The sequence below is a fragment of the Snodgrassella sp. CFCC 13594 genome, from assembly GCF_001590725.1.
Classification (GTDB): Bacteria; Pseudomonadota; Gammaproteobacteria; order Burkholderiales; family Neisseriaceae; genus Snodgrassella.
The window spans coordinates 76,302-96,791 of the sequence record NZ_LQXR01000005.1 but is presented as its reverse complement, the minus strand read 5'-3'; the positions used below and the strand labels follow the sequence as shown (position 1 = coordinate 96,791).

Sequence of the window (20,490 nt, the reverse complement as noted above, 5' to 3'; positions counted from 1 at the left end):
GGAGAATATATGTCAGAGCAACCGATTTACAGCATTGCACAAATGAAGGCTTGGGAGGATCAGCAGGCGGCAGCGGGATTGAGCTATGCGGAAATGATGCGTCGTGCGGGTCAGCGTGCGGCTGCTGATTTGTTATTGCGTTTCTCTGAGCCTCAAAATACCGTCGTTCTGTGTGGTAAAGGTAACAATGCCGGCGATGGTTTGGTGATGGCTAAGGCATTGGCTGAGGCTGGGTGGGCCGTATTTGTTTTATTATTGCAAGGTAGTGATTTATCGCCCTTGGCCTTGATTAATTTGGCTAAATTACCGCAGTCGGTGAAAATGATTGATGGCGATCAATTGGCGCCTGTATTGGAAACCAGTCAAGTGGTTATTGATGCGGTTTATGGCACAGGCTTTCATGGTGTGTTGCCGGTAAACGTGGCAGCGTGTTTTGATGTGGTTAATCAGCACCATCGGTCTTTTAAGGTGGCTTTGGATATACCCAGTGGCATTCATGGTGACAGCGCGGCAGTGGCAGCGCATGCTTTTGAGGCCAATCTAACTTATGCTTTCCAAGCTTTGAAGCATGCCCATGTGGGCAAAGAGGCGCAGAACGCTTGCGGGGAGATCGTGTGCATTGATTTGTGTTAGGCATTAGGGTTCATGCATACGGGTCTAAACAACAGGCTGCCTGAATATTCGGGCAGCCTGTTGTTTAGACCCGTATGCAATCATCTTTATGCGGCGAAGCGTTTTTCTACTTCAGCCCAGTTGATGATTTCCCAAAAATTTTTCAAATAGTTTGGGCGGCTATTGCGATAGTCGATGTAATACGCGTGTTCCCATACGTCACAAGTCAGCAGCGGGGTATTGTCAGTGGTCAATGGTGTGGCTGCATTACTGGTGGACACCAAATCCAATTCACCGGCAGGGGTTTTAACCAGCCAAGCCCAGCCTGAACCAAACGTACCTGCGGCAACTTTGTCAAAGGCCGCCTGAAATTCTGCAAAAGAGCCCCATTTCGCATCGATTGCTTGTGCTAATGAGCCGCCTTCTGCTAAAGCCACACCATTAGGCGCGAAACCAAACCAATAAAAGGTGTGGTTCCAATCTTGAGCAGCGTTATTAAACATGCCACCCGTGGCTTTTTTGACCACTTCTTCTAAAGGTAGATTTTCAAACTCAGTGCCTTTAATTTGGTTGTTAAGATTGGTGATGTAGGTTTGGTGGTGCTTACCGTAGTGGTATTCCATGGTTTCTTTGGAAATGTGCGGTGCCAAAGCATCCAATGCATAAGGCAGTTCTGGTAATTTGTGTTCCATCATGCTTCCTTTTCTTGGTTGGTGTTTGTATGTGTTATGGTTTTTAATTCAGGCCGCTAAGGGTGAATCAAAACGTTGTTTTCAGTAATAAGGTCGATTAAGCCCTATATTTGAATCGAATTCATTGTAATACAAGGAATGAATAGGCCGCAAATCAGACCGAAGCAATGGTAAAATCTATTCTGAAACACTTAAACTCATGTAAGCAAAAGTAAATGGATGAAATCAATTTGGCCAATGAGGCATCTGATGCCGGTATGCTGTCCGTGCCGCCTCATTCGATGGAAGCGGAGCAGTCAGTGCTGGGTGGACTGCTACTGGAAAACAGTGCTTGGGATCGCATTGCTGATGTCATCAATGAACACGATTTTTATCGACATGAGCATCGGCTGATATTTAAGGCCATCGCTCAGTTGATTGAGTTGTCGCGGCCGGCCGATGTGATTACGGTGCAAGAGGAATTGCAACGGCGAGAAGAGCTTGATGCGGCTGGTGGTTTTGAGTACCTGATCAATTTGGCTCAAAATACGCCTTCTGCCGCGAATATTCGTCGCTATGCCGAGATTGTGCGCGAGCGTTCCATTATGCGGCAGCTTGCGCAAGTAGGCACGGAAATTGCTAGGACGGCTTATAACCCTCAAGGTAAAGAGGCGGCACAAATGTTGGATGAGGCTGAAAACAGTGTTTTTCAGATTGCCGAATCTACGGCGCGCTCAAAGCAAGGCTTTTTGGCCATGCCAGAGCTGCTCAAAGAAGTAGTCAGCCGTATTGATACCTTGTATTCAAGAGACAATAAAAACGATGTTACCGGTGTGGCGACTGGGTTTATTGATTTAGACCGCATGACTTCTGGCTTGCAGCCTGGTGATTTGGTGATTGTTGCGGGACGGCCATCTATGGGGAAAACCGCATTTTCTTTGAATATTGCTGAGCACGTGGCAATAGAAGGGCATTTACCCGTGGCGGTGTTTTCTATGGAAATGGGTGGGGCGCAGTTGGTTTTGCGTATGCTCGGTTCAGTGGGTCGGGTAGATCAAAGTGTTTTGAAAACCGGCCAACTGCAAGACGAACATTGGGGCAGATTGAATGATGCTGTGGTTAAGCTTTCTGATGCCCCTATGTATATTGATGAAACTGCAGGCCTTACTGCCTTGGAGATACGAGCTCGAGCTCGGCGCTTGGCCCGTCAAAAGGGCGGTAAGCTGGGATTGATCGTCATTGATTACTTGCAGTTGATGTCTGGGTCTGGCCGGTCTGACAATCGGGCATCGGAACTGGGTGAAATTTCGCGCTCATTGAAGGCATTGGCCAAAGAATTGCAGGTGCCCATTATTGCTTTATCACAGCTTTCGCGATCGGTTGAGCAACGAACCGATAAACGCCCCATGATGTCTGACTTGCGTGAGTCGGGCGCAATTGAGCAAGATGCTGATTTGATTATGTTTATGTATCGGGATGAATATTATAATCCTGACAGCCAGTTTAAAGGGTTGGCCGAATGCATTATCGGCAAACACCGTAATGGCCCAACAGGCAAGGTGAATTTGACTTTCCAAGGCCAGTACACCAAATTTGATAATGCATTGATACCAGACGGGTATGAGTATGAGTAGTTGGTTAAAGTTTGATTCATCAAAATTGTCCAACTGAATTGCTTTGATGATTTGGAATAGGCGAAACATAAGAACGCTAGCGTTGCAAATGGCATATTTACTATATTTATTATAGAATTTACGGATAAAACAAATTAATGACAAAAGTGATGCGGGTTATGAGAAAAACATCAATGCGGCATCAAGCAGCCAGTGGTTTTACGCTGGTTGAACTCATGGTGGTGATTGCCATTATGGCCATCATGCCGCTATTGCGTTGCCCAATATGAGTCGTTGGATTGCCAGTCAGCGGGTCCAAAGCAAAGCCGATCAAGTTGTTTCTCTGTTTCAGTTTGCGCGCTCTGAAGCCATTCGATTAAATTTGCCCATCGTTGCTTGCGCGACAACCATAAAAACCGGTACTGGAACCGGTACTGGGGCATCCAATACTTGTAGTGATTTTGAGGCCAGCAGCTCCATGCAAGGTATGATTATCTGGAAAGACACACAATTAAACAATAATTTTGTGGCTGACCAAACAATACGCACTGTGGCAGTCAACCAAAATGGCACAGACAGTAAAATTACCAGTAAATTTGCTGTTTTCGACAATACTGGTGCGAGTGTGACGGGTGTTACTCGCATTGGTTTTATGCCTAGCGGCATGATGGGCTGGTACAAGGATAATAGTTGGTCAACTGGGGCGGGTTATGTGGTGTTTACCTTAACCGATACAAAAGACAATACGTTGGTGCGCAAGGTTTTGATTGATCCAAGTGGTAAAAGTGTTGTGTGCAATGTCAATACGCCCCAATCAGATTATTGTCTCGATAAATAGCAGTGGGAATGGAAAAGGTGGCGCCATTGGAAACCAAATTTAAGGGACGTAATAAGATGGTGGAATCAATGCAAAAACAGCATCGGCAGCGCGGATCTACGTTAATAGAAGCCATGATTTCAATCTTTGTGTTGTCGTTTGGGGTTTTGGTATTGATGATTACCCAGCTCAAATCTGTTGACGCAGCAGTGAATGCACAAAACCAAAGTGAAGTGGCGCGCCAAGTTGATGACTTAGCTGAATCAGCCATGGCAGACCCCATTATGCAGGTTAAAACGGTTTCGATGACCAATGGCACGCAGTTGGTGCTAGACCAAAGCTATGATTCACCAGATTGTTCGAAAGATATTGCGGTGACCAATGCGCAAGTGAAGTCATGCACAATTGATGGCAGTAAAGGGACCATCTCGGTGGCATGGACAGACCAAAGTAAGGGCAGTGACTTTACTTATACGTTACCCATAGGCGATGCACAATGAAGCACATTCACAATAAACTGAACCATCAGGCAGCCTTAATTCATTTGAATCGTCCTGCTTTCAATATTCGTCAACAAGGTTTTAGTCTAATAGAATTTATGGTGGCCAGCGCGATTGGTGTCATTGTTTTAATGGCAGCAGGCGCGACTTATTTTACAACGGTAAAGTTGAAGCAAGACGTTGAAAGTAAAGTGGCCTATCAGCAGAATATGAGAAATACAGCCGATTTATTGCGTCGCGACATTAGACAGGCTGGTAATTTTGGCTGTATGACGGAACCCACCACTGCTGTTTTGGGTGGCTCGATTAGTACGGATAACAAATTTCTATCTCAGGCAGCATTGCCCTCTGCCATTGCGCCATCCGATACGATAGGGTCACCTTTGGTCACCATCTATGGACACAATACCAACAATCAGAACGCCAATGACTGTGGGCAAACCGTAGATAATCAGAATATGATCGATGGGGCTGCTTATGTGGTGGCTAAAATGGGTCGGGATGCACATTATAATTTGTATCGATTTGTGTATTCTCAAGGGGCTTGGGTGACAACCCCGCAAATGGTGGCAGAAAACGTATCGAATTTGGCGCTGAACTTACAATATCAAGACTCCACTAAATGCCCAACATCAACGACTGATACAGCCAAACGCATGGGGATGACCACGAGCCCAGTTAGCGGACAGTTGCCTATTTTGGTGGCCACCACGTTAACAACGTGCCCATCTGGCAAATACAGTGGTGGCAGCTGCAGTGAGGGAGCGCAATCCTATGTGGTACAGGCGATGCTGAGACAAGGTAATTTGTGCTTAAAGAAAATCAATGAATTAACCACGGGCTAAATAAATTGATTTTCAAATACCGATTCAAAATAGAAGAAAGCAAAAAATTTATGCAACGATGGGAAAACAAGCAATCTGGATTTTCGTTGTTTATTGTGATTATTGCTATGCTGGTGATTGCGTTTTTGGTGATTTCAACTTTACAAAGCACCAATATGGAATCCAGAAGCAGTGCCAATGATGCTGATCGCAAAGTGGCTCTGGCTCAGGCTCAGTCGGCATTAAACGCCTCAGAAACCAAAATTGCCGAACTGGTGAATGAGAGTGGGACGATCACATTTACAGATAGCTGTACATCGGGATTTTGTGCCGCCAAAGATACGCCCGCTACTGTGGTGTCAAATGGGCCTTATCCTATCAGCTCATCCGCAAAATTAGCGATTAATTGTGGCAGTGGGCTCTGTGCTGATTTAGGTGATGTCTGGCGTCGCAATAATGTGCTGACGGTCAACAGTGATTCGCAGAGTGTGGATCCTTCTATTCCGGTCAAATCGGGTGGTACTTACCAAAATGCTCGCTATGTGATTGAGTTTATTGGTACGCAAACAAACAACAGCACCTTATATTATTTATTTCGGGTGACAGCAAAAGGCTGGGGGCAAAATGCCAATACACAAGTTGTACTCCAATCTTATGAAAAGGCAGTATTTTCGAATTGATGGTGGATGAATATGGTTCAGCCTATTATGGGTAAGACAAACCCTTCGGGGTTTACATTGATAGAAATGATGATCGTGATTGCCATTCTCGGTATTTTGGCGGCCATTGCCTTGCCTGCTTATGGAAGGTATGTGGAAAAAGCGGATTTGGCTGATGCCAAAGGGACTTTGGTGGCAGTTAACCAAAATATAGGCCGCAATAAATTGGCTTTACCCGTTGGCAGTAATTTGACCAGTGCAACGGTATCGACGTTGGTGGGCGAAGCAGATGGAGCGCCAGTGGCCAAAAAATACAGCTTATCTGCTGCATGTGTTAAAGATAATGACTGCAGCACCTATTACTTATATGCACAACCTAATAGCAGCATGAACAGAACCAAGTCTTTGTGGATGGATAACCAAGGGAACACATATGTGTGTGATGGAGTCAATGTCACAACGATTACAGATGCCAGCGCCAATAGCAAATGTGAAGCCAGTTAACATGAGTGTGTCAATTCAGTCGTAGGGAATGGTGTGATTGAAACAAAACGCATTCAGGCAGCCTTTGGGCTGCCTGAATGCGTAAGTAAAAGCAATTTTAGCGCAAGCAATTGCGCAACCACTCTTGTCGTTGCTGATGGTTGAGTACCTGTAGGAACGCATGTTGTACCCGTAGCTCATTGACATCGTTTTGCATGCGTGGTGCATAGCGATCAATCACAAAGCGCTTGGCTTGTCCTTCATCAAAATCAGGCTGGTTAAGTAGTTGTGCTTGTGAGAGTGTATTGCGTGTTGTGCTGCGCTGCGGATTTTCTAAGGCCATTTTATGCTGCATACGAATAAAGCGTAGCTTGGCTTTTTGAATTGGGGTTAAGTCCAATTGGCGGATATCGCAGGTGGGTGCACCATGGGCCAAGCCCGAAGGCAAGGAAAATAAAGACAGTGCCAAGCCTGTGCACAGAAGTGTGGCGGTTTGGTGGTAGATTCGGGTAGACACAATTTTCCCCATAACTTTTATTCTGGGCACAGTATACAAGAGCGGTTGTGAAGCACGTATAATGGCCGTTAACTTGCGTAAATATCTATTTTATCTGCACCTATTGGTGCTATTTTCGATGATGCATTATGACTGATTTTTGTATTGCTCCCAGTATTTTATCGGCCGATTTTGCCCGATTGGGTGAAGAGGTGGCTCAAGTTATTTCGGCCGGTGCCGACTGGATCCATTTTGATGTTATGGACAATCATTATGTGCCGAATTTGACTTTCGGGCCAATGGTATTAAAGGCATTAAAACCCTATGCCAGCGTGCCTTTGGATGTCCATCTGATGGTTGAGCCTGTGGATGAATTAATCGTTGCATTTGCTCAAGCGGGTGCGGACATCATTACTTTTCATCCAGAAGCCAGCCGTCATATTGATCGAAGCTTGAGCCTGATTCAAGACGCTGATTGTAGAGCAGGCTTGGTGCTTAATCCGGCAACGCCGTATATGTATTGGAGCATGCTTTGGATCGACTGGATGTGGTGTTGCTGATGTCGGTTAATCCTGGTTTTGGTGGGCAGAAATTTATTCCTCAAACGCTGAAAAAGATCAACCAAGTGCGTTCTCTATTGGATATGTATGAAGGAGAAACAGGCCGGCGTGTGCGTTTAGAGGTTGATGGCGGCATTAAAATTGATAATATCGCTGCGGTTGCGGCGGCTGGTGCGGATACATTTGTGGCCGGTTCTGCAATTTTTGGCCATGATGATTACGCTGCACAGATTGCGGCCATGCGAGCACAATTGCGCACCGCCTAATCCATTAATTTCAAATAAAGGCTGCCTGAAAATATTCAGGCAGCCTTTATTGTGATGAGATTAAAGGAAAAGTTATTTTTATAAAAAAATAGTTATTTTCGTTATCTTGAGCGTGACTGTATCTGCCAATCATTCATTGGATTGACGCAATCAAACACAGCCCAGTGGCGGCTATTAGACGGCATCACCGATGGAATGCCATTGCCTTGATCTTATTGCTGGGCAGCCCTAGTTTCCAGAGAGCCACCCCGCCAAGTGTCGCCAAGTTAAATCGGTTAACGCCGTTACCCATATTGCATCATCATTTAGGCAGGGAATGTAAGTGAATGCCTTGCCGCCCGCAGCATAAAAATCTTCACGTCCACGCAAGGCGATTTCTTCTAGCGTTTCCAAACAGTCACACGCGAACCCTGGGCAGACGATATCCAATTTTCGCACGCCGTCTTTGGGTAAAGAAACCAGCAAATCTTGAGTGCTGGGCCCAACCCATTTGGCTCGACCAAAACGGCTTTGGAAAGCCACTACATATTCTTGCTCCGACAAGGACAATGCTTCTGCCAACAAGGTTGCCGTAACACGGCATTCTTGAGGATACGGGTCGCCTTGATCGTGGTGTGCTTGAGGAATGCCGTGAAAACTCATCAATAGTTTATCGCCACGTCCTTGTGTTTGCCAGTGGTGTTCTATGCTGGCAGCCAGAGCCCGAATATAGCCTGGGTCGTCATAGTAGCTTTTGATACTGCGTATGGCCATCTGATTGCGTTGTTGCAGCAGCGCTTGCCAGACCTTGTCTAAGGCAGCGGCACTACTGGACGCAGCATATTGTGGATACAGCGGGATGACCAATAAACGGTTCACCCCTTGGCGTTTTAAATCGGCCAAAACATGATCTACTGATGGCGAGCATAGGTCATGGCATAGGCGCACAGTATCCGAGTGTGCTGCTGGCGCGGTAAAGCCAAAGCCAGCTTATCTGTCAATTGCTGCGTGTGGTATTGAAGCGGAGAGCCTTCGGGGCGCCAAATTTTTTCGTAAGCATGGGCGCTTTTGCGCCCGCGCAATGGCAGAATGATGCCGCGCAGAATCAGTTGCCACAGCCAGCGTGGCAGTTCCACTACCCTTTGATCGGATAGAAATTCGGCCAGATACGGGCGCACGGCAGCGGCTGTGGGCGCGGATGGAGTGCCTAAATTAAGTAGTAAAACGCCAATGGCAGGTTCTGTATGAGGCGGTTCGGCTTGGAATAATGAAGTCATGGTGGGCTTTTGTGTGGTGGGTGCCTGTATGGTTTCAGGCAGCCTGCATAATGATGTTGATATTATCAATAATTAACCCAGAAGGCATGGTTAATTGTGAAGGGGTATGTTCAAAGGTTATTAATGCTGATTTTTGATGGTGCAAATAGAAAGAGCAATGCCATCAATGGTAGCTGAATCTCGCCTGTATCTATTTTGTAAATCATCAGGATTATCCTGATACGCACAGAATCTGCTGACTGCGATAACCACACAACCTAGCGGCACCAAGCTTGGTGCTTTGGGCGGAAATGTGCATTGCGTTCGAAATGGGAATCAGTATTTGGAACAAAGGCCTCAAAAATAGGAGCGCTCTAACGTAGCTAAAAATTATGCATATTATAAAAGCCATGGCTGCCTAATTGAGCCTACAACCTACAACAACTCAGACGCACGGGCGGTGGTAGTGGCTCAACCCAATTCATCTTTGCGGGCTAGGATACGGCGGCTGCCACCCAATTCTGCAGGAGACACGATCCCCGCCGCTTCGAGGGCTTCCATTAGGTTGGCGGCCCGGTTATAGCCGATGCGTAAGTGTCGTTGTAATGACGAAATGGAAGTTTTTCGGGTTTCCAACACAAAGGATACGGCTTGATCAAATAATTCATCGCTGTTGGCATTGGGATTCACTCGGTTTTCTGTGTCTTGTGCCGCTTCGCCTGACAATAAACCATCCACGTAATTGGCGGGTGCTTGACGCTTGATGTAGCTCACGATGGCATGAACCTCTTCATCCGACACAAACGCACCATGCAAACGCGTGGGTTCGGCCTGGCCTGGTGGCAAAAACAGCATATCGCCTTTGCCCAAGAGGTTTTCGGCACCCATTTGATCAAGAATGGTGCGGCTATCAATTTTGCTGGAGACTTGGAATGAGATTCGGGTTGGGATGTTGGCTTTAATCAAGCCAGTGATCACATCCACACTGGGGCGTTGGGTGGCCAAAATCAGATGGATACCAGCAGCACGTGCTTTTTGTGCCAAACGGGCAATTTGTTGTTCGACTTTTTTGCCTTCCACCATCATTAAGTCGGCCAGTTCGTCAATCACCACCACAATAAACGGCAATTTATCCAAAGGCTCAGGTTCGTCTGGATTGAGGCTGAATGGGTTGACCAAAGGTTCACTCCGGGTTTTGGCGTCAGCCACTTTATCGTTGTAACCCGCCAGATTGCGCACGCCCACATGCGCGAGTAAGCGATAACGTTTTTCCATTTCGGCAACACACCAATTGAGTGCTTGCGCGGCCTCGCGCATGTCAGTGACTACCGGCGCGAGTAAATGAGGAATGCCTTCATAAACCGATAATTCAAGCATTTTAGGGTCGACCATGATGAAACGCACTTCATCCGGCTGGGCTTTGTATAGTATGGAGGCAATCATGCCATTGACGCCTACTGATTTACCTGAGCCGGTGGTACCTGCAACCAGCAGGTGTGGCATTTTTGCTAAATTTGCCACCACGGGGATGCCTGCAATGTCTTTACCCATGGCCACAGTAAGCTTATCGGAGGCTTGTTGAAATACATTGGCGGTTAGAATTTCTGAAAGCAGCACGTTTTGGCGGTGTTCGTTTGGCAGCTCAATGCCCATGGTAGATTTACCCGCAATGGTCTCTACCACGCGCACGCTCTGCACAGACAAGGCGCGGGCCAAGTCCTTAGCCAGATTAACAATTTGGCTGCCTTTAACACCCTGTGCTGGCTCAATTTCATAGCGAGTGATAACAGGGCCCGCCGTGGCGCTGGTGACTTCCACTTCAACACCAAATTCCTTGAGTTTGGCCTCAATACGTTCGGCGGTGATTTGCAATTGCTCTGGATTAATCACCGGCATTTCTTGTGCCGGTGGCGTCAATAATGACAATTCAGGCAGCCTGATTAACCCAGGCTCTGCGGCCCCAGTACCATCAGGTTTGGTGGTCTTGCGCTGAGTAGGCTCGTCAAACAAATCGCGCTGTACTTCGGGAGCGGTGCGCACTGGCACCGCTTTGCGGTTGCTACTGGCGGCGGGTAGGGGATCAGCTTTTTCAGAAGTGATGGCTTTGGCTTGTTTCACCATGCGTCGGACGGTGCGGGCATTGGGTAAATCGGTGAGAAAACGCTGGGGTTTGCGGATCAGTTTGTACCACAGCCATTCCAGTTGGGCGCCCGCCTGCTCAATCAAGGTGAGCCAAGAAACCTGAATCAGCAGCGATAGACCCACCAACATCACCACCAAAATCAACAATAGGCTGCCTGAAAGCCCTAATAAACTGCTTAAACCATGACCGGCAAAGTGGCCCACCATACCACCTGCACCTGTGGGCAGACTGTTGACCAGCTGTGTTGGCCAGATGTAGGTTTCTAAAACTGGGCTGAATGCCAATAGCAATAACAAGCCAACGGTACCCAAGACCATGTTGTAAGGCTTGGCGTCATCGTTTTTGCTTTGTAAAGGGCGAAAGCTTTTATACAGGCACACCACTGTCGCGATTACCAACCACCAAGCCGATAACCCAAAAACATAATAAGCAATGTCGGCTACATAAGAGCCGAATATACCGCCCAGATTGTGGGGTTTTTCGTCACTGACAATGCCGCGAGACCAAGCGGGGTCATCCATGGTGAAGCTGGCCAATGATAAGGTCACATACACGGTGAGCATCAATGCCAGCAACCAGAATGCATCATTGAGTAAATTCATCACTTGAGGCGCATGGCTGCGTTCACTGCGTTTGACATTTGCCGCAGGTTTGCTGTTTTTGCGGATAGGGGCTTTTTTATTCGTTGACTTCATGGCATTCAGACTGAGAGATGGGGCGCATAGGCAGCCATTGGCCGCCTGTGAGTATGGCTAGGTTGGCTGGGTGGATGCCAAACACAGCAAAAGGGGAACCAGCTGCGGCCCATATGGTATCGAAAGATTGTAAGCTGGCATCCAGGTAGGTGGGTAAAGGGTGGTGGTGGGCTAAGGGCGGGACACCACCGATGGCAAACCCTGTGTGTTTTTTGATGTCGCGACCACGCGCCATACGCAAGGGTTGATTCAGCTGGGTTGAAACGTAATGCACATCCACGCGCTGTCCACCTGAGGCCACAATCAGCACAAATTGGCCATTGTCCGTGTTTTCAAAGATTAGAGAGCTGGCAATTTCGGCTGGCTGGCAGCCCAAAACATCAGCAGCCATTTGCGCTGTGCGGGTGCTGTCATGGAGTATTTTTAAAGTGAATGGCAAGCCACTTCGTTGCAACTGGGCCAATACTTTTTGGGTGCCAGCACTTAATTCAGGGTCAGTGGTGGTGTGCATATCATTCCAATCCAGCAATTGCCCAATAGCCGCAGCCCAGTATGCGCGCGCCGCGCGCGCCAGTAGCAGTGTGTATGGGTACTGGCTTGCGGTGTAGCCAGCATGCGGCCAGCCAAGCAAAGGCAGCGGCTTCAACTTGCTGGGCAGGTAAATCCAGTTCATCTGTCGTGGTCAATTCGATGTGGTGTTTGGCCAGCAAAGTATGCAAAGTGTGCATCAATAGCGGGTTGCACACGCCTCCGCCACAGGCATAGACCTTTGGGGTTTGCGGTGCCGCCAAAATAATGGCGTCAACAGCAGTTTGTGCAGTCAGTTGCAGTAAAGTACGTAAAACGTCAGCGGGTGCTTCGTGACCATGCAAGTAGGTGTTGAGCCAAGACAAAGCAAAAAGTTCACGGCCAGTGCTTTTGGGGAAAGGCTGCCTGAAGTATGGATGCGCCAGTAGTTGAGCCAGTAGGTCAGGTAGAACATGGCCTTGGGCGGCCAATTGGCCATCAATATCATAAGCGGATTGCCAATTGGCCATGACCCAAGCATCCATCAGCATGTTGGCCGGCCCTGTATCAAAGCCGAAAGCGGGTGTGCTTGGTGGCAGAATGCTGATGTTGGCAATGCCACCCAAGTTTAGTAGCACTCGTGTGGTGGCGGCGTCGGCAAAGATGGCTTGATGGAAAGCTGGAACCAAAGGGGCGCCTTGTCCTCCAGCAGCCAAATCACGCTACGGAAGTCGCCAATGGTGGTGATGCCCGTGAGTTCTGCCAGCAATGCCCAGTCCATGAGTTGGATGCTGTAATGATGCTCGGGGGCATGACGTATGGTTTGTCCATGGCAGCCCAAAGCAAGCACTTGGGTTGCCGCGTCGGGTTGTTTGGCCAATACATCGGCTACGGCACGGGCATTGATCTTGGCCAAATCTTGGCTCAAGAGCGCTGCGCGTGCCAATTCATCGGTATCCGGGTTTTGCAAAGCCAGTAGGGATTGTTTTAACGCATCTTCATAGGCCACGAAAGCATGGGCGTGCGCGCCCAGCCAATGGGTACCATCAAAACTGGCTAATACCGCGTCGACGCCATCCATGCTGGTGCCTGACATCAAACCGATAAAATAAGCGGGCTGCATGGTCATGCTTGATGACAATCAAATTCAGCCCACACTGGCGCATGATCACTGGGGCGCTCCCAAGCGCGTGCGTGGGTATCGACGTGCGCTTGCTGTAAACACGCAACCAAGGCTTCGCTCACCAGTATATGGTCGATGCGCAAGCCCAATTTGCGTTTGAACATATTCATGCGGTAGTCCCACCAAGTGTAATGTGCGGTATTGGGATCCAAGTGGTGTAGGCTATCTGTCAAGCCGGCGGCGAGTAATCGGCCAAACCATTCGCGCTCTGGCACGGAACACAGTATTTTGTCACGCCACTTTTCAGGGTCATAGACATCGATATTGCTAGGGGCAACATTGAAGTCACCCAACAGCACTACTTTGCTGTGCTGTTGCAAAATGGTTTGCATATACTCGTGTAAAGCAGAAAACCAGCGCTCTTTGTAGGCATATTTTTCACTGCCAACGGCTTCGCCATTTACGCAATACACACACACAATACGCACATCACCAACGTCGGCAGCCAATACGCGTTTTTGCGGGTCATCGAAAGCAGGCAAATCGGGGATGGTGTTATGGGCGGGTAACTTACTCAAAATGGCCACGCCGTTGTAGGTTTTTTGGCCGTTCCACACAGCGTGATAGCCCGCTGCTTGGATCGCTGCTAGCGGAAATCTGTCTTGTTCCAGTTTGAGTTCCTGCAAGGCCAGTACATCGGGTTGCTGTTCATCTAACCAACGCAATACTTGGGGGAGACGCACGTTCAGCGAGTTGACATTCCAAGTGGCGATTTTCATGGGGTGGCCTGCGTAACAAAGGGGTTATTGTACTGTGTCTGGCCTTTTGATTAAAGCATGCTTGGTGTCTTCAGGCAGCCTATGTTGGGGCTGCCTGAAGAAAGAAATCATTAAAAAATACTGTTTAAACCCAAGAAAACCACTACAGACAAGATGGCCACAGAGGGTAAAGTAACCACCCAAGCCAAAGCAATGGGTTTCATTAACGCCCAATTGGCATTGCGGTTCACTAAACCAATGCCCAATACCGAGCCCACCAAAATGTGTGTGCTCGATACGGGCAAACCCATGAGTGTTGCCAGCATCACAATCGAAGCGGCGGATAATTCTGCGGTGAACCCCGATGCAGGATGCATTTTTGCCAAATTGGTGCCCACCGTTTGAATCACTTCTTTACCGATAAACCACAAGCCCACAATCAGTGCCACACCAAAGGTAATCATCACTGGTGTGGGGATTTGCGCTTGTGCATCGGTACCGATGCTGTTGGTGCGGATAACATCCATGATGGCGGCGAAAGGGCCCACAGCATTGGAAATATCATTGGCGCCATGGCTGAATGCAAAACCAGCCGCGGTGAATACCTGCATCCAGCTGAACATCAAAAAAGTTGATTTACTCAAATCCTTGCGTTTGAGGGTTTTGGCATAAATAAATGTAGCCATCCACACCAATGCACCGATCATGCCGATGATTAAAAAATTATTCAACGCAGACAGCCCCAAATGCAGATTGGTTAATCCTTTAAATAGCAACATGGCAGCGATCATGATGCTGCCAGCAGCAGAAATAAGGGGTACCCAATGGTGTAGTGCTTTATATGTATCGATTTCACCCTTGCGCTTTTCCAATGCCACCAAACCACGGTAATAATCGGATTCAAGCTCATCCTCATTGAAATCGGATTCGGAATAAATTTGCGCATCGCGCGCCATAGCCGATGCAACCTCGATTTTTTGTGATTCGGTTAAGCGTTCAAATTGTTCGCGGTGCTGTTCTTTGTATGCTTTTTTTTGCTGTTTGAGGGTTTTGAGTTGTGCTTCAATGCTGACGTTATAATCCAGAACGTGTTTTTTGATTTGGCTGAACAGCAAAAATGACATGGCGCCACCCAAAAGGGGAGACAAAACCCAAGACAGGGCAATTTCGCCCATTTTATGCCATTGAATCAAATGTAAGGCGGTGCTGTCGCCGGACACCATCCAGCCCAAACACAGCGCACTGCCCACGATCCCGCCAATGATGGAATGGGTCGTGGAAACGGGCAGCCCTTTTTTAGACGCAAACAACAGCCATAAGGCCGCAGCCAATAGCGCAGACAGCATAATGTTGATTAGTTGGCCGGGTGTTAATTGCATGGCGCCAAGATCAATAATGCCGTGCCGTATGGTTTTGGTGACCTCACCACCCGCTATGACCGCGCCGGATACTTCGAATACAGCAGCAATGGCCAGTGCTTGCGGAATGCTGAGTGTGCCCGCGCCGACGCTGGTGCCAAATGAATTGGCGACATCGTTGCCGCCAATGTTAAATGCCATGAATACACCAAACAACGTGGCCACCACAAACACCATAGGCATGTTGTGGTTGGTGTAACCCCACCCCCATGCAATAAAATACGCGACGGTGCCAACCAGTAAGGCTGCAAATGCATAATTGACGCGGGTGAGCGCAGAAGGAGAAGAGCTGGCTGTGGCCATAAATGCTTCCGGGTAAAGGGATAAACGGGTCACGCTCAGGCGGAGAGGCCGCCAAGCTGCCATGAGCGGGGTAAAAGGGCTATTATACAAATTATTTTATTGAGAAGAGACATTATATGACGCCTCCTTTTGCTCGTTTGGCAGCCCCTTTGCGTTTTTATGCCGTGGTCCCTTCGGCAGATTGGGTGGGCCGCATGGTGGATGCGGGTGCCAGCACAATACAGTTGCGTAACAAACAATTAATTGGTTCGGCATTGCATCATGAAATTGAACGCAGCATTGCCTATGCGCGCGATAGCCGTAGTCATCTGTTTATCAATGATTATTGGGTGGAGGCGGTGGAATGCGGTGCTTATGGGGTGCATTTGGGCCAAGAGGATTTGGCGAGTGCTGATTTGGTGGCCATCAAAAAAGCGGGTTTGCGCTTGGGCGTGAGTACGCATTCTATTGATGAACTGGCCCATGCGTTGTCGGTACAGCCCAGTTATGTGGCAAGTGGTGCCATTTTCCCTACGACCACCAAAACCATGCCTACCGAGCCGCAGGGGCTGGTTAAACTGCGAGAGTATGTGCGCCAAGCCGGAGATACTCCCACGGTGGCCATTGGTGGGATTACTTTGGAGAATGCACCTGAGGTATTGGCCACTGGGGTATCGTCTTTAGCGGTAGTGCGCGCCATTACAGAAGCATCCGATCCCGCTGCAGTGGTGGCAGCATTTGAAGCATTGTGGACGGAATCTGCATGAGCAGGCGTATGCTATTCAACTGCCGACAGTAGATTCAGGCAGCCTGAAAAGGATGGGTTCATTAAATACGGATCAAACTCATTGCCTGAACAACAAAAGCGCAAGGTGGTTCTTGCGCTTTTGTTGTGTCCAAAGACATCAGCATTGGTTGATGTCTTTGGGACTCGGATCGATTTGTGCCTCTTCAGTAAGGGCTTTTTTGCGGATGATGTCATCGCTCAATGGTTGGTTAGTGTAGGTGAGCACATCATCCACAGAATCTTTGATAACTAAATCCCGCTCCTCAGCCTCCATTTCATCGGCGGTAGTGGGCTCGTGGCATTCGGATATTTCGTCCGTATGTAAGGCTACCTGTGGTTGGATGGGCGGCTGGGGTGCCATGTTTGGCTTGTCAGCGGCTTTGGCTATGTCATGTTCTTGGGTGGCTGCCGCTCGTTCTCGCTTGTTTTCGGTGCGCTCATCTTTGACTAAGGCTTTTTCTTCGGCTTCCATGGTATCCGCCGGAGTGATGCTGGTGGAATGGTTGGTGTGGGTCATGGTGTTTGCTCCTCACATCGGGTTGGAAAACGGTTGGCTTTGAAACTAACGCCGAGCCAATACCGCATTGGATAAATAGCCTTTTACGCCGCCAGCAATAGATGATGCTGCTTTTTTGCGAAAGGCGCCAGTGGACAACAATTGCTCTTCGGTGGGGTTGGAAATGAAGGCGGTTTCCACCAAGATAGATGGAATGTCCGGTGCTTTCAAGACCGCAAAATTGGCTTGATCTACAGAACCTTTGTGAAGTTTGTTGATTTTAGCCAACTGATCCAGTACACCTTTACCCAGTTTTAAACTGTCATTGATGGTTGCGGTTTGGGCCAGATCAAATAAAGTATTGTTGACGGTGGTGTCTTTTGAATAATTTACCCCACCTATGCTGTCGGCTTCATTTTGGGTTTTGGCCAAATATTTCGCTGCAGCGCTGGTGGCGCCTTTGGGACTCAGCGCGTAGACACCGGTGCCTTTGGCAGAAGGGTTGGTAAAGGCATCTGCATGGATGGACACGAAAACATCGGCCTTGAGCTTCCGTGCTTTGGCTACGCGTACACCCAATGGAATAAAAATGTCTTCGTTGCGGGTCATGTATGTTTTGTAGCCCAATGCATCTAGTTGTTTCTTGGTTTCGCGGGCGATGGCTAAAACCACATCCTTTTCACGCAAGCCCGATGGCCCGATGGCGCCGGGGTCTTCGCCGCCATGACCTGGATCAATCATCACTATAGGCTGCCGATTGAGGCGGTTGGGCTTGGAGGGCACTGGGGTGTTATCGATGAGGGTATTGCTGGCTTGCTGTGTTGGCTTTTGAACTGGTGGTGTGGGGGCGGCCGCTTGCGCGGTACTGGTACCATCGCTGTTGATCTTGCCGCGATTGTAATCTTGCAATAGAGCCATCAAGGGGTCATTTTGTTCTTGTGCCAGTGCTACGGCCGTACTTGGGTATAAATCCACCACCAGGCGGTTGCGGAAGTTGGCTACCGGTTTGAGGGTAAATACTTGTGGATTAACGGCGGTTTTTAAGTCCATTACGATACGCACGGTATCGTTACCAAACTGGCCAATGCGGACGCTTTTGATATAAGGGTCCATGGGCAGGACTTTTTGGCTGAGGCTGTGCAAGACTTGATTGGTGGCAAAGCCTTTGATGTCCACCACCAGTCGCGTTGGATTACTCAGCATAAATTGTTTGTATTCAATCGGTGTGGTGGATTCCAGTGTCAGGCGGGTGTATGCCGTGGCTGGCCAGATGCGCGACGCCACAATATCGGCGCCAGCTTTAGCCCAAGATGCAGGCGCTAGGCTCAGCAATAGGCTACCTGAACAAAATTGCAGTAATGTGCGACGGGTTAAATTTGCCATGATGATTCAGATAATGCGTTGATTGCGGTTTGACCGGCAGCAGTGTGCGCATGCAGTATTGCTTCGCGGCCTGCGTCAACAGAGGTTAGTGTAATGGTTAAATCTGGCATGGGAAGAAATCCTTCGGCTTGTTTGGGCCACTCAATCAGTGCCACAACTTGGTCGTCAATTAATTCGTCAAAACCTGCATCCAACCACTCTTCAGGAGCGTGGAAGCGATACAAGTCAAAATGCTGCCAAACTTGGTTGCCAATGTCATAACGCTCCACCAATGTATAGGTGGGGCTTTTTACCGAACCAGTGTAACCTTGGCTGCGCAGAAGACCGCGCACCAGCGTGGTTTTGCCTGCACCCAAATCGCCCATCAGCCATACCACCAAAGGCGCCTTCAAACAGGCAGCCAATGCGGCGCCAAAATGCAATGTGGCGGCTTCATCATGAAGCACAATGGGTTGAGATAACAATTCAGCCATGGGGTAAACCAGCAGGTTTAAATATCATTTATTATGCGGTAATCGATGGTAAAGAGGAACCCTTAATACCCGCAGACACAGTGTATTTGCTGGCTTTTTGCGATTTTTAACATTAATATTGTTGCCATTCCAATGCCCCAATAATGCTACAATGAGGCCCTATCTTAGGCAGGCTGTCTGTGTTTTCAGGCAGCCTCGATTTGTCTGTAAGCAGGTATTCATATGACTTCAGTACAACAAAGGCCGATTGGCGTATTTGATTCAGGCGTAGGTGGTTTAACCAATGTGCGGGCGCTGATGGAGCGCCTGCCCAATGAAAATATTGTGTATTTTGGTGATACCGCCCGCGTGCCTTATGGCGTCAAATCCAGACATACCATTGAAACCTACACCGAGCAAATTGTTTCTTTTTTGCTGGAACATGATGTGAAGGCACTGGTGATCGCATGCAACACCATCGCAGCGGTCGCTGGACAGAAAGTACGTCAGTTAGCAGGTGGCATGCCAGTATTGGATGTGATTACCGCTGGTTCGGAAGCCGCTCTGTCCACCACGCACAATAACCATATTGGCATCATAGCCACCAGCACCACCGTCAACAGCAATGCTTATGCACGTGCTATCCACAGCCAAAATCCACAGGCACGGGTTTTGTCGCAAGCTTGCCCATTGTTGGTGCCCTTGGTGGAAGAGGGTTGGTTAGATCATGAAGTGACCCGCCTGACGGTACGCGAATACCTGAAGCCATTGCTGGCGGAAGACATTGATACGCTGGTTTTGGGTTGCACCCATTTTCCCTTGCTGAAACCTTTATTGAAAGAAGAAGCACCGCATATTGCGTTGGTGGATTCTGCCATTACCACTGCAGAAGCCACGGCTCAAGCTCTGGCGCGTATGGGTTTGGAAAACCCCAATCACAGTGGTGCTGATTATCGTTTCTATGTGAGTGACATCCCTTTGCGTTTCCAAACCATAGGCGAACGGTTCTTGGGGCGCAGTTTGGATCAACTGGAAATGGTATCCTTGGGTTAGTTTGGCGGCGAATAACATGAAAAATATTGTGATTTTGATTTCTGGTCGAGGCAGCAATATGCGCGCTTTGGTCGAGTCGCCGATACCCGGTGCGCAGATTGCTGCTGTAGTGAGCAACAAAGCCGATGCCGAAGGCATCATTTGGGCGGCACAACATGGTTTGAGTACGCAGGTAGTTTTGCCCAAACAATACGCCCAGCGCGATGACTTTGATGAGGCGCTGATGAATACCATTGACCAATACCAGCCCGATTTGGTGGTGTTGGCCGGATACATGCGTATTTTGAGTTCGACTTTTTGCCTGCATTATGCGGGTAGGTTGATCAATATTCACCCTTCTTTGTTGCCCGCATTTACAGGGCTGGATACCCATCAGCGGGCATTGGACGCAGGCTGTCGCGTGGCCGGTTGCACGGTGCATTTTGTCACACCGGAATTGGATGCGGGGCCCATCATTAGCCAAGGCGTGGTGCCGATTCAAGAAAATGATACGGCCGCTGCTTTAGCAGCGCGCGTGTTGATGGTAGAGCACCAATTATTGGTGCGCGCGGTGGCTGATTTTGTTTCAGGCAGCCTGACGACGGTGGGCAATCGTGTGAAACACACGCCGCCTGCGATCAGCACTACGGCTGTGTTACTGGCGTGAGGCGGCAACCT

General features: G+C 48.7%; 20 protein-coding genes and 3 pseudogenes. 12 read left to right on the top strand and 11 right to left on the bottom strand.

Annotated features, from left to right (window positions below; all coding sequences use genetic code 11):
* Window positions 1-9 precede the first annotated feature (9 nt).
* Window positions 10-633, top strand: coding sequence for an NAD(P)H-hydrate epimerase (locus A2F46_RS04870; protein WP_066567428.1), 624 nt, complete (start codon window positions 10-12; stop codon window positions 631-633).
* 86 nt (window positions 634-719) lie between these two features.
* Here A2F46_RS04870 and A2F46_RS04865 read toward each other — a convergent pair whose 3' ends face one another.
* Window positions 720-1,304: a superoxide dismutase gene (locus A2F46_RS04865; RefSeq protein WP_066567425.1), complete on the bottom strand. Its 585-nt coding sequence runs from the start codon at window positions 1,302-1,304 to the stop codon at window positions 720-722.
* A gap of 215 nt (window positions 1,305-1,519) precedes the next feature.
* On the opposite strand from A2F46_RS04865, the gene dnaB reads away from it, so the two are divergent.
* The 7 genes from dnaB (at window position 1,520) to A2F46_RS12915 (ending at window position 6,200) form a co-directional block, all read left to right on the top strand.
* Window positions 1,520-2,917, top strand: a complete 1,398-nt coding sequence (gene dnaB / locus A2F46_RS04860; RefSeq protein WP_066567422.1) for a replicative DNA helicase — start codon at window positions 1,520-1,522, stop codon at window positions 2,915-2,917.
* A 158-nt stretch (window positions 2,918-3,075) separates the two neighbouring features.
* Window positions 3,076-3,186 carry a type IV pilin protein gene (locus A2F46_RS12025; protein ID WP_197457563.1) on the top strand — a complete coding sequence of 37 codons (111 nt, stop codon included), beginning with the start codon at window positions 3,076-3,078 and terminating at the stop codon, window positions 3,184-3,186.
* Window positions 3,183-3,734: a GspH/FimT family pseudopilin gene (locus A2F46_RS04855; protein WP_066567420.1), complete on the top strand. Its 552-nt coding sequence runs from the start codon at window positions 3,183-3,185 to the stop codon at window positions 3,732-3,734. Before A2F46_RS12025 ends, A2F46_RS04855 begins: the two co-directional genes overlap by 4 nt.
* Window positions 3,735-3,802: 68 nt before the next feature.
* Window positions 3,803-4,213 carry a prepilin-type N-terminal cleavage/methylation domain-containing protein gene (locus A2F46_RS04850; RefSeq protein WP_197457562.1) on the top strand — a complete coding sequence of 137 codons (411 nt, stop codon included), beginning with the start codon at window positions 3,803-3,805 and terminating at the stop codon, window positions 4,211-4,213.
* Window positions 4,210-5,058 (top strand): PilW family protein, encoded by an 849-nt coding sequence (locus A2F46_RS04845; protein ID WP_066567414.1) that lies wholly within the window; start codon window positions 4,210-4,212, stop codon window positions 5,056-5,058. Before A2F46_RS04850 ends, A2F46_RS04845 begins: the two co-directional genes overlap by 4 nt.
* 50 nt (window positions 5,059-5,108) lie before the next feature.
* Window positions 5,109-5,717, top strand: coding sequence for a PilX N-terminal domain-containing pilus assembly protein (locus tag A2F46_RS04840; protein WP_156471561.1), 609 nt, complete (start codon window positions 5,109-5,111; stop codon window positions 5,715-5,717).
* A gap of 27 nt (window positions 5,718-5,744) precedes the next feature.
* Complete coding sequence (locus tag A2F46_RS12915; RefSeq protein WP_156471565.1) at window positions 5,745-6,200, top strand: type IV pilin protein; 456 nt, start codon at window positions 5,745-5,747, stop codon at window positions 6,198-6,200.
* A 97-nt stretch (window positions 6,201-6,297) separates the two neighbouring features.
* Here the strand turns inward: A2F46_RS12915 and A2F46_RS04830 are convergent, their stop codons facing one another.
* Complete coding sequence (locus A2F46_RS04830) at window positions 6,298-6,696, bottom strand: hypothetical protein (protein WP_156471560.1); 399 nt, start codon at window positions 6,694-6,696, stop codon at window positions 6,298-6,300.
* 203 nt (window positions 6,697-6,899) lie between these two features.
* Here A2F46_RS04830 and rpe point away from each other — a divergent pair.
* Window positions 6,900-7,501 (top strand): annotated as a pseudogene (gene rpe, locus A2F46_RS04825) (ribulose-phosphate 3-epimerase).
* 228 nt (window positions 7,502-7,729) lie between these two features.
* Here the strand turns inward: rpe and hemH are convergent.
* The 6 genes and pseudogenes from hemH to A2F46_RS04795 all read right to left on the bottom strand — a co-directional run bounded on the left by hemH (window position 7,730) and on the right by A2F46_RS04795 (window position 15,683).
* Window positions 7,730-8,757, bottom strand: a pseudogene (gene hemH / locus A2F46_RS04820) (ferrochelatase).
* Between the two features lie 450 nt (window positions 8,758-9,207).
* On the bottom strand, window positions 9,208-11,574 hold the full coding sequence (locus tag A2F46_RS04815) for a DNA translocase FtsK (RefSeq protein WP_082783576.1): 2,367 nt from the start codon (window positions 11,572-11,574) through the stop codon (window positions 9,208-9,210).
* The gene (locus A2F46_RS04810; protein WP_066567402.1) at window positions 11,558-12,085 is read right to left on the bottom strand and encodes a YbaK/EbsC family protein; all 528 of its coding nucleotides are present in this window, start codon (window positions 12,083-12,085) and stop codon (window positions 11,558-11,560) included. The genes A2F46_RS04815 and A2F46_RS04810 overlap by 17 nt, the downstream gene beginning before the upstream one ends.
* Window position 12,086: 1 nt before the next feature.
* Window positions 12,087-13,204: pseudogene (locus A2F46_RS04805) on the bottom strand (anhydro-N-acetylmuramic acid kinase).
* Window positions 13,205-13,206: 2 nt separating this feature from the next.
* Window positions 13,207-13,983: an exodeoxyribonuclease III gene (xth, locus tag A2F46_RS04800; RefSeq protein ID WP_066567399.1), complete on the bottom strand. Its 777-nt coding sequence runs from the start codon at window positions 13,981-13,983 to the stop codon at window positions 13,207-13,209.
* 110 nt (window positions 13,984-14,093) lie between these two features.
* Window positions 14,094-15,683 (bottom strand): inorganic phosphate transporter, encoded by a 1,590-nt coding sequence (locus tag A2F46_RS04795; RefSeq protein WP_066567397.1) that lies wholly within the window; start codon window positions 15,681-15,683, stop codon window positions 14,094-14,096.
* Between the two features lie 116 nt (window positions 15,684-15,799).
* Between A2F46_RS04795 and thiE the strand changes: the two genes are divergently transcribed.
* Window positions 15,800-16,429 (top strand): thiamine phosphate synthase, encoded by a 630-nt coding sequence (thiE, locus tag A2F46_RS04790; protein WP_066567393.1) that lies wholly within the window; start codon window positions 15,800-15,802, stop codon window positions 16,427-16,429.
* Window positions 16,430-16,567: 138 nt separating this feature from the next.
* Here the strand turns inward: thiE and A2F46_RS04785 are convergent, their stop codons facing one another.
* The 3 genes from A2F46_RS04785 to tsaE are packed head-to-tail and all read right to left on the bottom strand — an operon-like array spanning window position 16,568 to window position 18,801.
* A complete protein-coding gene (locus A2F46_RS04785) occupies window positions 16,568-16,966 on the bottom strand; it encodes a hypothetical protein (protein WP_066567390.1) in 399 nt (132 codons plus the stop codon).
* 45 nt (window positions 16,967-17,011) lie between these two features.
* Window positions 17,012-18,328, bottom strand: a complete 1,317-nt coding sequence (locus tag A2F46_RS04780; protein WP_066567387.1) for an N-acetylmuramoyl-L-alanine amidase — start codon at window positions 18,326-18,328, stop codon at window positions 17,012-17,014.
* Complete coding sequence (gene tsaE / locus A2F46_RS04775; RefSeq protein ID WP_066567384.1) at window positions 18,316-18,801, bottom strand: tRNA (adenosine(37)-N6)-threonylcarbamoyltransferase complex ATPase subunit type 1 TsaE; 486 nt, start codon at window positions 18,799-18,801, stop codon at window positions 18,316-18,318. Before tsaE ends, A2F46_RS04780 begins: the two co-directional genes overlap by 13 nt.
* 222 nt (window positions 18,802-19,023) lie before the next feature.
* Between tsaE and murI the strand changes: the two genes are divergently transcribed.
* Together murI and purN are read left to right on the top strand one after the other, a co-directional pair.
* Window positions 19,024-19,833 (top strand): glutamate racemase, encoded by an 810-nt coding sequence (gene murI / locus A2F46_RS04770; protein ID WP_066567378.1) that lies wholly within the window; start codon window positions 19,024-19,026, stop codon window positions 19,831-19,833.
* A 16-nt stretch (window positions 19,834-19,849) separates the two neighbouring features.
* Window positions 19,850-20,479 carry a phosphoribosylglycinamide formyltransferase gene (gene purN / locus A2F46_RS04765; RefSeq protein ID WP_066567375.1) on the top strand — a complete coding sequence of 210 codons (630 nt, stop codon included), beginning with the start codon at window positions 19,850-19,852 and terminating at the stop codon, window positions 20,477-20,479.
* Window positions 20,480-20,490: the final 11 nt, after the last annotated feature.